This is a genomic window from Catenuloplanes indicus (assembly GCF_030813715.1).
GTDB lineage: Bacteria > Actinomycetota > Actinomycetes > Mycobacteriales > Micromonosporaceae > Catenuloplanes > Catenuloplanes indicus.
Genome location: NZ_JAUSUZ010000001.1, coordinates 6672823 through 6685138 on the forward strand (window position 1 = coordinate 6672823; position 12316 = coordinate 6685138).

At 72.3% G+C, this 12316-nt stretch carries 16 protein-coding genes and 1 pseudogene; 8 read left to right on the forward strand and 9 right to left on the reverse strand.

What is annotated here, in order from left to right; translation table 11 throughout:
* Positions 1 to 36: 36 nt before the first annotated feature.
* From araA to J2S42_RS42030, 4 genes and pseudogenes are all read right to left on the reverse strand, one after another.
* Positions 37 to 1527, reverse strand: coding sequence for an L-arabinose isomerase (gene araA, locus J2S42_RS30245; protein ID WP_307244550.1), 1491 nt, complete (start codon positions 1525 to 1527; stop codon positions 37 to 39).
* Positions 1528 to 1688: 161 nt separating this feature from the next.
* Positions 1689 to 2036: a S24 family peptidase gene (locus J2S42_RS30250; RefSeq protein WP_307244552.1), complete on the reverse strand. Its 348-nt coding sequence runs from the start codon at positions 2034 to 2036 to the stop codon at positions 1689 to 1691.
* Positions 2037 to 2042: 6 nt separating this feature from the next.
* Positions 2043 to 2210 carry a LuxR C-terminal-related transcriptional regulator gene (locus tag J2S42_RS42025; protein ID WP_370879445.1) on the reverse strand — a complete coding sequence of 56 codons (168 nt, stop codon included), beginning with the start codon at positions 2208 to 2210 and terminating at the stop codon, positions 2043 to 2045.
* Between the two features lie 230 nt (positions 2211 to 2440).
* Positions 2441 to 2725: pseudogene (locus J2S42_RS42030) on the reverse strand (response regulator); the annotation flags it as partial.
* A 382-nt stretch (positions 2726 to 3107) separates the two neighbouring features.
* On the opposite strand from J2S42_RS42030, the gene J2S42_RS30260 reads away from it, so the two are divergent.
* Positions 3108 to 3707 (forward strand): hypothetical protein, encoded by a 600-nt coding sequence (locus tag J2S42_RS30260; RefSeq protein ID WP_442320094.1) that lies wholly within the window; start codon positions 3108 to 3110, stop codon positions 3705 to 3707.
* The gene (locus tag J2S42_RS30265) at positions 3686 to 3955 is read left to right on the forward strand and encodes a hypothetical protein (RefSeq protein WP_307244556.1); all 270 of its coding nucleotides are present in this window, start codon (positions 3686 to 3688) and stop codon (positions 3953 to 3955) included. Before J2S42_RS30260 ends, J2S42_RS30265 begins: the two co-directional genes overlap by 22 nt.
* A 6-nt stretch (positions 3956 to 3961) precedes the next feature.
* On the opposite strand, the gene J2S42_RS30270 is transcribed toward J2S42_RS30265, so the two are convergent.
* The gene (locus tag J2S42_RS30270) at positions 3962 to 4783 is read right to left on the reverse strand and encodes a DUF6807 domain-containing protein (RefSeq protein ID WP_307244558.1); all 822 of its coding nucleotides are present in this window, start codon (positions 4781 to 4783) and stop codon (positions 3962 to 3964) included.
* 114 nt (positions 4784 to 4897) lie between these two features.
* Here J2S42_RS30270 and J2S42_RS30275 point away from each other — a divergent pair, with 114 nt between their 5' ends.
* Positions 4898 to 5767, forward strand: coding sequence for a UbiA family prenyltransferase (locus tag J2S42_RS30275; protein ID WP_307244560.1), 870 nt, complete (start codon positions 4898 to 4900; stop codon positions 5765 to 5767).
* A gap of 261 nt (positions 5768 to 6028) precedes the next feature.
* On the opposite strand, the gene J2S42_RS30280 is transcribed toward J2S42_RS30275, so the two are convergent.
* Together J2S42_RS30280 and J2S42_RS30285 are read right to left on the reverse strand one after the other, a co-directional pair.
* Positions 6029 to 6502 carry a response regulator gene (locus J2S42_RS30280; RefSeq protein ID WP_307244562.1) on the reverse strand — a complete coding sequence of 158 codons (474 nt, stop codon included), beginning with the start codon at positions 6500 to 6502 and terminating at the stop codon, positions 6029 to 6031.
* Positions 6503 to 6570: 68 nt separating this feature from the next.
* A complete protein-coding gene (locus J2S42_RS30285) occupies positions 6571 to 7131 on the reverse strand; it encodes a CGNR zinc finger domain-containing protein (RefSeq protein WP_307244564.1) in 561 nt (186 codons plus the stop codon).
* Between the two features lie 69 nt (positions 7132 to 7200).
* On the opposite strand from J2S42_RS30285, the gene J2S42_RS30290 reads away from it, so the two are divergent.
* Positions 7201 to 8211: an EamA family transporter gene (locus J2S42_RS30290; RefSeq protein WP_307244566.1), complete on the forward strand. Its 1011-nt coding sequence runs from the start codon at positions 7201 to 7203 to the stop codon at positions 8209 to 8211.
* 118 nt (positions 8212 to 8329) lie between these two features.
* On the forward strand, positions 8330 to 8848 hold the full coding sequence (gene smpB / locus J2S42_RS30295) for an SsrA-binding protein SmpB (protein ID WP_307244568.1): 519 nt from the start codon (positions 8330 to 8332) through the stop codon (positions 8846 to 8848).
* Here smpB and J2S42_RS30300 read toward each other — a convergent pair.
* Positions 8814 to 9836 carry a Gfo/Idh/MocA family protein gene (locus J2S42_RS30300; RefSeq protein ID WP_307244569.1) on the reverse strand — a complete coding sequence of 341 codons (1023 nt, stop codon included), beginning with the start codon at positions 9834 to 9836 and terminating at the stop codon, positions 8814 to 8816. The genes smpB and J2S42_RS30300 overlap by 35 nt on opposite strands.
* 39 nt (positions 9837 to 9875) lie before the next feature.
* The gene (locus J2S42_RS30305; protein WP_307244571.1) at positions 9876 to 10370 is read right to left on the reverse strand and encodes a hypothetical protein; all 495 of its coding nucleotides are present in this window, start codon (positions 10368 to 10370) and stop codon (positions 9876 to 9878) included.
* Between the two features lie 49 nt (positions 10371 to 10419).
* On the opposite strand from J2S42_RS30305, the gene J2S42_RS30310 reads away from it, so the two are divergent.
* From J2S42_RS30310 to J2S42_RS30320, 3 genes are all read left to right on the forward strand, one after another.
* Positions 10420 to 10743, forward strand: coding sequence for a hypothetical protein (locus J2S42_RS30310; protein ID WP_307244572.1), 324 nt, complete (start codon positions 10420 to 10422; stop codon positions 10741 to 10743).
* Between the two features lie 510 nt (positions 10744 to 11253).
* Positions 11254 to 11733 (forward strand): hypothetical protein, encoded by a 480-nt coding sequence (locus J2S42_RS30315; RefSeq protein ID WP_307244574.1) that lies wholly within the window; start codon positions 11254 to 11256, stop codon positions 11731 to 11733.
* On the forward strand, positions 11730 to 12302 hold the full coding sequence (locus tag J2S42_RS30320) for a hypothetical protein (protein WP_307244576.1): 573 nt from the start codon (positions 11730 to 11732) through the stop codon (positions 12300 to 12302). The genes J2S42_RS30315 and J2S42_RS30320 overlap by 4 nt, the downstream gene beginning before the upstream one ends.
* The last annotated feature ends 14 nt before the right edge of the window (positions 12303 to 12316 follow it).

Here is a 12316-nt window from a genome sequence, read left to right on the forward strand (position 1 = left end):
GAACGCGATATCCCCGGGCCGTCACCGAAACAAGACCTACAGCGCCCGCGCGAGGCGGTAGTAGGCGCTGTTCCAGCGGACGCGGTCGGCGAAGTCGTGCGTGGTGGTGTTGCCGTCGATCAGCAGCAGTTCGGTCTGCAGCATCGTGGCGAAGTCGCGCAGCGTCTCCGTACCGATGGCCTGGGTGAGCACCGTGTGGTGCGGGCCGCCCGCGGTCAGCCAGCACTCGGCGGAGGTGGACAGCGACGGCGCCGGCTTCCAGACCGCGCGGGCGACCGGCAGCTTGGGCAGCGGCTCGTCCGGCGCGGTCACCTCGATCTCGTTCGCGACCAGCCGGAAGCGGTCGCCGAGGTCGGCCAGGCCGACCACGATGCCGGCGCCGGGGGCGGCGTCGAAGACCATCCGGACCGGGTCCTCGCGGCCGCCGATGCCGAGCGGGTGGATCTCCAGGCGGGGCTTCGCGGACGCGATGGTCGGGCAGACCTCCAGCATGTGCGCACCGAGGATCTTCGGCTCGCCGGGGCCGAAATGGTACGTGTAGTCCTCCATGAACGAGGTGCCGCGGCCGGTGCCGGTGCCCATCGCCTTGAACGTGGCGACCAGCACGGACGTCTTCCAGTCGCCCTCGCCGCCGAAGCCGTAGCCGTCCGCCATCAGCCGCTGCACCGCGAGGCCGGGGAGCTGGCGCAGGCCGCCGAGGTCCTCGAAGTTCGTGGTGAACGCGCCGAAGTCACCCTCGGTGAGGAACGTGCGCAGACCGGCCTCGATCCGGGCCGCGTAGCGCAGCGACTCGTGCCGCTCGCCGCCGACGGCCAGCTCCGGCGCGATCTCGTAGGTGTCGGCGTACTCGCCGATCAGCGCGTCGATCTCCTTGTCCGAGGCGCCGTCGACGACCTCGACCAGATCGTTCACACCGTACGTGTTGACCGAGACACCGAACTGCAGCTCGGCCTCGACCTTGTCACCCTCGGTCACCGCGACGTTGCGCATGTTGTCGCCGAACCGGGCCAGCCGCAGGCTGCGCAGCTTCGTGACACCGGCCGCGGCCCGGATCCACTCGTCCACCCGGCGGACCACCGTCGGGTCGGACGCGTGCCCGGCGATCGTCTTGCGCGGCACGCCGAGCCGGGCCTGGATGAAGCCGAACTCGCGGTCGCCGTGCGCGGCCTGGTTCAGGTTCATGAAATCCATGTCGATGGTCGACCACGGCAGCGACACGTTGTGCTGGGTGTGCAGGTGCAGCAGCGGCTTGCGCAGCGTGTCCAGCCCGGTGATCCACATCTTGGCCGGCGAGAACGTGTGCATCCAGGCGATCACGCCGATGCAGTCGCGGTCCGCGTTCGCGTCCAGCATCACCTGGCGGATCGCGCCGGAGTCGGTCAGGACCGGCTTGCCGACGATCTCGGCGCTCAGCCCGCCGGCGGTCAGCTGGTCCTGGATGTCCCGGCTCTGCGCGGCCACCTGCTCCAGGGTCTCGGGTCCGTAGAGATGCTGGCTGCCGGTGAGAAACCAGATCTGATGCGTCATCGCAGGTTCCTGTCTGCCGTGATCGTGTGGATGGTGGGCTTTCCGCGGAACGATACGCACTCCCCGTCGCCGTCCGCAGGGTCATCGGCGGAGGACGCACCGACCCGCGCACGGCGAAAGTGAGCGCTCACATCTTGGATCATGGCACAGCCCCGTGCGGCTCAGGGGGTCCGCGTCTTCCCCGCGGTGCGCGGCCGCCCCCGGCCCGCCACCGCGACGCAGATGCCGTAGACGCGGGCGTGGTTCGTCCAGCCGTTCACCCGGCCCCGGTTGTTGCCGATCTGCACCCGCCCGTTCGCCGCGTCGACCGCGGACACGAGGTGCAGATAGACCGCGCCGGCCACCCGGGCCAGCACGATGTCACCGATCTCCACGCGCGCCGGATCCACCGGCGCCACGGTGACCAGGTCGCGGCTGTGGATCAGCGGCACCATCGAATTGCCGGCCGGCCGGAAGCTCACGGTCGCACCGGCGGCCACCCGCGCAGCCACGCCGTCCAGAACACCCATCGCGGGTCAGCGTGCGCCTCCCGGCCCGGCCGCGCCACCGGATGTCGGCGCCACGACCCCACTGCGAAGAGCGATGACCGCCAGCTGGGTACGGTCGCGAGCGCGGAGTTTCGCCAGCAGGCGGCTGACGTAGGTGCGAGCGGTGGCCGGGCTGATGAACAGCGCGGCCGCGATCTCCGGGTTCGTCTCGCCGAGGCCGACCCGGCCAGGACCTTCAGCTCCCGCTCGGTCAGGCCGGCCAGCCGCGGGTCCGGCGGCGGGGGCGGGTCCTGGGCGGCCAGCCGATCCATCACGTGCCGGGCCACCGTCGGTGACAGCAGGTTCCCGCCGGCCGCGACGGTGTGCACGGCGCGGCCCAACTCCTCGGCGCCGGTGTCCTTGAGCAGATAGCCGGCCGCGCCGGCCCGGACCGTGGTGTCGATCTCGCCGGGCTCGTCGAACGTGGTGAGCACCAGCACGCGCGTGCCGGGCAGCCGGGCGGTGATCTCGGCAGTCGCCTCGACGCCGTCGCCGCCCGGCATGCGCAGGTCCATCAGCACCACGTCCGGGCACAGCCGGCAGGCCTCGGTCACGGCCCGGCGCCCGTCGGAGGCCTCGCCGGCCACCTCGATGCCGGAATCGTTGCTGAGCAGCGCGCGCAGCCCGGCCCGCACCAGAGCCTGGTCGTCGACGATCGAAACCTGGATCATGCGGTACGCCCCAGCGGCAGCTCGGCCTGGACGGTGAAGCCCGCGGCGGTGTGCGCGGTCCGGAGCGTGCCGCCGAGCGCCCGGGCCCGCTCCGCCATCCCGGCCAGCCCGGCGCCGGCACCGGCGATGCCGTGCGGCGGGCCGGCGTCGCCGTGTCCGGTGTTTCTCGAAGGCGGACCACGCCACCGCCGACATCGCCTACCACGCGCCGAGCGGCTTCACCGCGACGTTCGTCAACGACGGCGCCGGGAAGTGGCGCACGCCGCCGGCCATCGACGCGGACCTGACCCGGGACACCGGAACCGGTGAGCTGCGGCTCAAGTTCGACAAGAGCGAGGGCAGCTTCTACTTCGCGGACTCGACCGGGCGCCTGCTGCGCAGTGTGCACAAGAACAACAACAAGATCACCTTCGGGTACGACGGGGGCGGCAACGTCACCACGGCCACCGACACCCAGGGGCGCGTGGTCCGGTTCGCGTACGCGAACGACCGGCTCGCCACGATCACCGACCCGGCGGGGCGCGAGGTCGGACTGACCTACACCACCGCGAACAACCTGCAGACCGTCACGGACGCGGCCGGTGGTGTGACCCGATACGACTACACGTCGGACCGGCTGTCGAAGATCACCACGCCGGAGGGGCGGGTCGTCGACCTCGGGTACGAGCCGGACACCTCGCGGATGCTCGACTACTACGAGCAGACCAACCCGGGCGGTACGCCGAGCGTGGCGCGGTACACCTTCACGTACCACGCCGGGCGGACCGAGGTGACCGACCCGAACGGCTCGGCCACGTCCTCGACCACGGACGGGATCACGACGCATACGTACGAGGTGCGGGACCGGGTCAAGGAGGTCAAGGACGCGCTCGGGCATAAGCAGGAGCGGAACGCGGCAGGCGACTCGTCGAGGCCGGGCGCGGAGACGCCGGGGGCACCCTCGTGCTACGGCGGGGCGGCGTGGACGAAGCCGGCTTCCTGACGTGGATAAAGGTGAAGGTCGACGGGAATCTGGTGGCGTTGCTCGCCTTCGCTGCCGAAACCTCTGTGCATCTCGCACCGGGGGAGTACGAGATTTCCGCCGAGTTCAGCCGTTACCACGGCGGGCCGTTGCGGATCGCGGTGAACGAGGGCGAGACGGACGCCGTGCGCCTGCAGACCGAGATGCCCATGGACCTCGGATTCGGGTACGGGTCACGTCGTGACGTGATTCGGGTGGAGCGGGAGTAGCGCGGTTCAGGCGCCCAGCGCGGCGGCCTCCGGCGGGGTCAGCGTGCCGTCGGCGACGACGGCGGTGTGGCGGCGGGAGATGGTGCCACCGGCCGGGATGAGCAGCGGCTTCTCCCAAGCCAGCGCGACGCAGACGCCGGGGTAGATGCCGGTGCGGGCGAACCAGTGGTCGCCGTCGCCGAGGCCGGAGAAGACCAGGGTGTGGTCGGCGGCGGCGAACGCGACCCAGGGGGCGGTGCCGCCGTTGACCACGGTCTCGCCGCGAGCGCCGGAGGCGTCGAAGACCTCGGCGGGGCCGGGGGCGCAGCGCCAGAAGAAGCCGCCGTAGCCCGCGGCGTCCGGCCGGCCGTTCGTGGCGGGGCTGCCGAGCGGAATGTCCCGGGACGGCGGCGCGGCCAGCGTGTAGGCCACCTCCAGCGCCCACGCACTGTCCGACACCGGCCGTACGGAGATCGTGCGGTCCTCGGTGATCAGTAGTGTGCCGTCGCGATCGAGCCAGTGCAGCGTCGAGGTGAACGCGTCCTCGGCGGCAGTGGGGGAGAGCCGAGAGGTGACGATCCGGCCGTGGTCGTCGAGCCAGGTGTAGCCCTGGCCGCGGACGTACGTGCGGCCGCCCCACAGGTTGGTGCCGGCCACGTCCTGCATGGCGACGGACGCGCCGAGGTGCCAGCGGTGGTCCTCCGGGAACGCGTCGGTGACCGGGACGCCGGTGAGCGTGGTGACGGGGTGCAGGTAGGGGCGGGGGCCGAGTGTCGGGTCCACGTCGGTGCCGTCCTGGAGGCGGGCAACCACGGTGCCGCCGACGGTGAGCCGGGCTGATTCGGCCATGAGTGCCACCTCCGGACATAGGTGGGAAAGCGCTTGCCACACCCTAGCGGTCGTCGATGGGCGCCGTCACCCTTCTCAGGTTCGTCACAGCGGGCGACGGCCAGGATCGGTCGCATGTTGCAGCGGTCTCGCGTGCGTACCCATCGGGCGGTCGTTCTCGCGGCGGTGTCGCGGCCGTGGTTCTGGCCGGTGTCCTGGGTGCCGGCCTACCTCGGGCTGGTGCTGGCCAGCGGCGAGCTGTCGCCCCGCGACCCGTGGCGGGCCGGGCTGACGCTGCTGGTGCTGGGGCCGCTGATCTGGGGTGCGGTGCTCGCCCACAACGATCTGCACGATCTGCCGACCGACCGGCTCAATCCGCGTAAGACGAGCGCGGGTGCGGTGTCGCCGCGGAACCTGCGCGTTTACTCGGCGATCGCGGCTCTTGCGGCCCTGGGGACGGCCGCGCTGGTCGGGCCGCTGTTCGTGCTCGGTGTGGCCGGGGTGCTGGCGCTCGGCTGGGCCTACAGCGCGCCGCCGCTGCGACTCAAGGCCCGAGCGGGCGCGGACGTGCTGGTCAACGCGTTGGTCGTGGGCGTGGTCGCGCCGCTCGGTGGCTGGTCGGTGGCACGCGAGCCGTGGGATTTCCCGTGGCAGATGGCGTTGCTCGGGCTGCTCTTCGCGGCCGCGTTCTACATCCCGACCACGGTCGTGGACCGGCCCGCTGACCTGCGGGCCGGATACTCCACGATCGCGGTGCGGTTCGGTGCGGGTGGCGCCTACCGGCTGGGGCTGTCACTGTGGACGCTCGCGCTCGGCCTGTCGCTCGCCTGCGCCAGCGCGAACGTGTTGATCCCCGCCGCGACGCTGCCCTACCAGCTGGTGATGGTGCCGGTGCTGCTCGGTGCCTACGCCTGGCTGACCAGATCACCGTCGATTCCCCGGCTTGCCGTGCTCGCGCTGCTCTTCGCGCTCCCGTCGACCGGCTTCGCCCTGTCGATCACCTGAGCGCCGCCGGTCACCTGAGCGCCGCCGGTCACCTGAGCGCCGCCGGTCACCTGAGCGCCGCCGGTCGCCGGGGCCGACGCCGGTTGCCGGGGCGACGCCCGGTTGTCGGGGCGTTGGTCGCCTGAGCGACGCCACCAACGTCCGCCGGGAGGTCCAGAAGATCGAGGCGCTCCAACGACTTGAATGACGCCTCGCTCACCAATAGTCGCTGGTCAGGCGACTGAAGCGCCGCCGGCCACGGGAGGCTCGGCGCGGTGGCGGTCACCAGCGTACGGATGTGTTTCGTGGGCCGGCCGGTGTCGCGAAGCGGTGCGGGCGGGCGTGCGTCGGGACGCGGCGGCGGGCGGGGGCCTCGTGGTGCAGCAGCTCGGCCAGCCGGGTGCGGAAGCGGCGCGGAGAGAACGGCTTGACCAGGTAGTCGGTCGCGCCGGCCGCGTAGCCGGCCTCGATGTCCGCGTCGTCGATCGCGGCCGACACCATGATCACTGGCAGGTCCCGGAGCTGCGCCTGCGAGCGCACCAGGCGGCACAGCTCCAGGCCGGTCATGGCCGGCATGCCGACGTCCGTGATGATCGCCCGTGGCGTCGCGGTCTCCAGGATGCGCGCGGCGGTGATCCCGTCCGTGACACAGACCGCGCGCAGCCCCGCGCCCTCGACCGACATGGCGATCAGCTCACGCAGATCCGGGTCGTCCTCGGCGACGAGGACGAGGTCGGTGGCGGGTGCGTTGATCATCTGCACTCCTGGTCTCGGTGGGCGGTGCGGGTCTCATGCTGTGCGCCCGCCGGAGCAGCCGCGGGCCGCTACGGGTTGCCGTTGAGGTGCTTGCGGCTCCGGTGGGCGATCATGTTCATCCGGTTGCCGCACCGCACGCTGCAGAACCGCTTGGACCCGTTCTTGGACAGGTCGACGAAGACGCCGGTGCAGTCGGTCGCGCCGCAGACCCGCAGCCGGCCGGTCTCGTCCATCCGGATCACGTCGATCAGCGCGAGCGCGGCCTCGACCCGCATGCGCACGGCCAGCGGCGCGTCCGGGTCGGTGGCGTGCAGGTGCCAGTCCAGGTCGTCGTGGCGGGCCAGGTAGGGCAGTGCCTTTCCCTCGCGCAGCATCCGGTTGACCACCTCGACCGCGGCGTCCCGGTCCAGCGTCCACACCTCGCGCAGCAGCTCCCGGGTGCGCCGCACCGCGCGCAGCTCCGCCTCGTCGTAGTCGATCCGCCCGGAGTAGGTATAGCGCCCGATCAGCGCCCGCAGCTGTGCGATCGTGGCCAGCTCGTCGGTGCCGGACCGGGACGCGCCGGCCTCGGTGTTCATCAGCGCCACGATGAAGTCCAGCGCCTCCTCGGTGTCAGGGGCAAAAAGCAATTTGACTCCTCACGGGTACGGGCCTAGCGTCAGGGTCATACGAACGTTAACCCATGACAGGGGTGCATCGTGAAGCAGTCCACCGGCCTGGTCGCCGCGCTCGCGTCGGCCGCGTCCTTCGCCACGTCCGGCGCCTTCGTCAAACCACTCCTGGAAGCGGGCTGGTCCCCGGCGGCCGCGGTCTCCGCCCGTACCCTCTCGGCCGGTCTGCTGCTGTTGCCGTTGGTGGTGTGGTCGCTGCGCGGGCGCTGGGGCACGCTGTGGGCGGGGCGGTGGCGGGTGCTCGGCATGGGCGCGATCGCGGTGGCGTTCACCCAGTTCGCGTACTTCGCGGCGATCTCCCGCATCCCGGTCTCCACCGCGCTGCTGGTCGAATATCTCGCGCCGCTGCTGCTCGTGCTCTGGGCGTGGGTGAGCACCCGGCGGGCGCCGCACGCGATCGTGCTGCTCGGCTCGGTGCTCGCGATCGGCGGCCTGGTGCTGGTGATCGGGCCGGGCGCGGTGCGGGCGGTGGACCCGGCCGGGCTGACGCTGGCGTTCGCGGCGGCGGTGGGGTGCGCGGTCTACTTCGTGGTGGGTGCGCGCCCGTCCGCCGGACTGCCGCCGGTGGCGCTGGCCGGTGCCGGGCTGCTGCTCGGCGGGCTGACGCTGGCGCTGATCGGGGCGGTGGGGCTGCTGCCGTTCACGGCGGACTTCGGAGACGTGACGCTGCTGGGCTCCGCGGTGCCGTGGTTCGTGCCGCTGGCGGTGGTGGCCGTCTTCGGCACCGCGATCGCGTACGCAACCGGGATCTTCGGCGCGGGGCGGCTGGGGTCGCGACTGGCGTCGTTCATCGGACTGCTGGAGGTGGTGTTCGCCTCGATCTTCGCGTGGCTGCTGCTCGGTGAGAATCTCACGGTCATGCAGATGGCCGGTGGTGTGCTGATCCTCTTCGGGATCGCGGCCGTGCACGCGGCCCCGCCGCAGACCGTTCCGGCCACCGTCGGCACCGAGGCGGGCGGTGCGGCTCAGGTCGCCGAGACCGTCCCGGCCGGCGGCGAGACGGAGGCCGCCGGCATCGCTCCGGCCGCGCTCGGGTAGGCGTGCGGCTTCGTGATCAGGGCGTCCCTCGCTCTGTGTGAACAGCTTGCGGGGCGCCCTGATGGCGCCACGGAATATGTCCGCGCGCCCGTGAGCGCCGCCGCGTAACCTGGCGCGCATGGCGAAGCGGGAGGACGGCGACGGGCGCACGCTCGTCGCGTCGAACAAGAAGGCCCGGCACGAGTACACGATCGTGAAGACCTACGAGGCCGGGCTCGTGCTGTCCGGCACCGAGGTCAAGTCGTTGCGTGCCGGCCACGTCTCGCTGAACGAGGCCTTCGCCCAGGAGCTGAACGGCGAGATCATGCTGCACGGCATGCACATCGCCGACTGGGGCTTCGGCGACTGGACCCGGCACGCGCCGCGCCGCACCCGAAAGCTGCTGCTGCACCGCGTGGAGATCGACCGCATCCTGACCAAGCTGCGCGAGGGCGGCGGCCTGACGCTGGTGCCGCTGTCGCTCTACTTCGCGAACGGGTGGGCCAAGGTCGAGCTGGCGCTGGCGAAGGGCCGCCGGTCGTACGACAAGCGGCAGGCGATCGCGGAACGCGACGCGAACCGGGAGATCGCCCGCAACCTGGGCCGGCACCTCAAGGGTCAGCTCAACGATCGGCGATCCGCACCGCGGCCTCGATGATCTCCAGCCCGGCCAGCGACTCGGCCGGGTCGACCGGCATCGGCGTGCCGCCGGTCAGCGCGGCCGCCACGCCCGCGTAGAAGCTCGGGTACGCTCCGGCCTCGGTCGGCACCGGCTCGGTGGCGTCGCCGGCGCCGAGCAGGCCCCAGCGGGACGACGGCTCCGTGCCCCAGTCCGGCGCGGCCGGGTCGCCGTCGGCCGCGAGCGCCGGCTCCTGCCCGTCCAGCCCGTGCTTGACGAACGCACCCGCGGAGCCCAGCACCCGGAAGCGCGGCCCGGGCTGCGCGGCGAGGCGGCTCATCCACAGGTGCGAGCGCACGCCGGTGAGGTGCCGCAGCGCCACGAACGCGTCGTCCGGCACGGCCGAGCCGGACCGGACCACGCCCAGCTCCGCGTGCTCCACCTCGGCCGGGCCGAAGAGCAGCAGCGCCTGATCGATGACGTGCGAGCCGAGGTCGTAGAGGACGCCGGCGCCGGGCGCGGTCTCCTCCTTCCAGGAACCCTCCTTCAGCGCGGGCTTCCACACCTCGAACCGCGACTCGAAGCGGTGCACCGTGCCGAGCGCGCCGGAGTCCAGCAGCTTCCGCACGGTCAGCAGGTCGCCGTCCCAGCGCCGGTTCTGGAACACGGTGAGCGGCACGCCCGCGGCCTCGGCCGCCTCGATCAGGTCCCGGCCCTCCGCGGACGTGGGCGCGAACGGCTTGTCCACCACCACCGGCAGCCCGGCGTCGATCGCGGCGCGCGCCTGCGGCACGTGCTGCGCGTTCGGCGAGGCGACCACGACCAGGTCGACGGCGCCGGAGGAGAGCAGCGCGGGCAGGTTCGGGACGATCTCGGCGCCGGGATGCGCGGCCCGGGCCTGCGCCGCGCGGTCCGGGTTCCCGGTCACGATCGCGGACAGTTCCAGGCCGGGCGTGGCGGCGATCAGTGGCGCGTGAAACACCCGTCCACCGAGTCCGAAACCGACCAGACCCACGCGAATCGCCATGAAAGCCGCCTTACGTCGTACCGTCGGATGATCTTGATCTTAGAGAGGGAACTCCTGCGGCGTGCCGGAACCACCCGCGGCCGAGTGCGGGGGTGGCGGGCGCTCGACACCACGCGCGAACACGCCCGGACGCGGCCTGGTCACCGCGAGCGGCACCAGGTGCACCGGCGGACCCGGGTCCTTGATCGCGCCCGGCGACCAGCGCACCCAGAGCGCGACCCGGCCGGCCGCGGCCTCGGCGCGCAACTTGTCCACGGTACGGCGGCGATCCGTGTGGTCCACCTCGATCGCGATCGGCAGCGCGCCACCGGGCCGGGCGCAGGCCACGTCCAGCACCGACTTCTGCCGGTCGAGCGGCGGCGGCAGCGACACCACGCTCGGCGCCCGGCGGTAGACCCGCCAGCCCTGCTCGGCGGCCCACGCCACGATCTCGTCGATGACCAGCGCGGTCACCTGATCCGCACCGAGGCCGTCGAAGGTCACGCCGTCCAGGCGCGCGCCGAGCGCGGCGGCCAGCTCCACCCCGTCGTCCATGGCGACCAAGCCTAGTTTCCTCGGTGGCCGGCGAAGCGTTCACCCATACGTGAACGAGACCTACACGGTACGGGTAGGACAGTTCGGGCATCCGGCGCACGCGCTGCACCTGGCGCTGTCGTTCCTGACGCTCGGCTGGTGGGTGGCGGTCTACGCGGTGCACGGCCTGGTCTGGTCGCACCGCCGGGAGAGCGTGACGATCACGGTGCCGGAGGGGTGCCGGGTGGAGTGGCGCGGCGGCTACCCCGAGGTGCTCGAACCGGACGAGTGGCTGGAACCGCTCACCCCGGCCGAACGCCGCCGCGTCCTGCGCCCCTACCTGCTGCCGGCCGCGATCGCGGCCGTGGTGATCGCGGTGCTGCTTCTTCGGTGACCGGTGGATCACGGAGCCTGGGGTGCGGCCGCGGCCACCCGTTCCAGCAGCAGCGTGCGCTCGCCCCGGGAGACGCGCTGGCCGATCGTGGGCGACGGCACCAGGAACGCGCGGGGCGATCTCGTCCGTGCTGAGGCCGCCGAGCAGCCTGAGCGTGAGCGCGGTGCGGGATTCCCGGGCAGCACCGGGCGACAGGCCGTGAAGATCAGCGCCAGCAGGTCGTCTCCGATCTCCCGTCCGCCAGCGCTCCGGCGACCCTAGCCGCCGGCCGCGCGCTCTCATGCTCCTCGAACGGCGGGACACGCTCTTCGACACCGGCGAAGTTCTTCCAGAGGATTCCCTGGACCGAGTGCTATGCCACGAAATTTCGGACATGGTCGCCTCGCTCCCGGCAGGGTCAGAATCCTTTCATAACGTATGAAAGGATCTTTCGCCCCTAGGACGGCGATGCCGGTGCGAGGCCCGTTTCCGGCATCCGGCGGGGACGACGGAGGGGCGTAGGCTGCGGCCGTGGTCGATGGGGAGTGGGCTGATCAGCGGAGACGGGCGATCCAGGCGCATGCGACGGCGGCGGAGGCGAAGCGGGAATCCGAAGTGGCGGAGGCCCGCGAGCTGATGCGGCAGTTCGTCGGCGAGGCCGAGGCACGGGGGATTCCGGCGGAGGACCTGACCGCGGTGCCGTTCGGCGGCGGAAAAGGACGGCTGCGAACCGGGTTGCGCGGCTGGTACCTGCGGGCCGACCGGTCGGTGGCGGTCGGTACGGACGGCGAGTTCTACTCGCTGACCGCGCCCGGCGGGCTGCTGGCGCGGCTGACCGGCGTGACCGTCACCCCGTCGCGCCCCCGGCTGATCGTGGGCGAGGGCGGCCGGGACGGTGAGTCGATGCCGCTGGCCGAACTCCTGCGGCGACGGCTGGGCGAGCGCCGTGACGCCGGCGAGCGCCGTGACCTCGGCGGGCACGGCCGGCACGGCGTAGGGTGGGACGGATGATCGAGCTCGACATCACCCCCGGCAACGACGGCAGCGACGGCCGGGCGAAGCGGGAGCCAGGGCTGCGGGAGCGGCTCTCCGCGTACCCGCGGCCGGTGGTCGTCATGGGTTTCGTTCTGGCCCTGGTCGCGGCGAGCGGCGTGGGCTATCTGGGGCTGCGCGACACCGGCGGCGCCCGCGGGCAGGACCTGACCGCGCACGTCGCGGTCGGTGATGACGAGATGGCGATACTCGGTGACGAGGCGCGGCTGCGTGGTATCGCGACCGTGACGAACGTGGACGACGAACCGGCCGTGGTGCACGCGGTGAGCGCGGAGTGGCCAGGCGTGCGGATCACGGTGACCGACGAGCGGGTGCACCGGGTGGCGCCCGGCGCGACCGCGCCGATGGGCGTGACCATCACGTTCACGTGCGCGTACGACGCGCTGCGCGGCTTGCACGGCCGGGCGCTGGTGGACACGCCGGACGGCGGCCGGGGCGAGGTCGAGCTGCCGATCACGGCGGTGCGGCCGTGGCACGCGATGCGGCACGGCGCCTGCGAGACGATCCAGAGCCGCCCGGCGAACTGACCCCCGCGAACCGG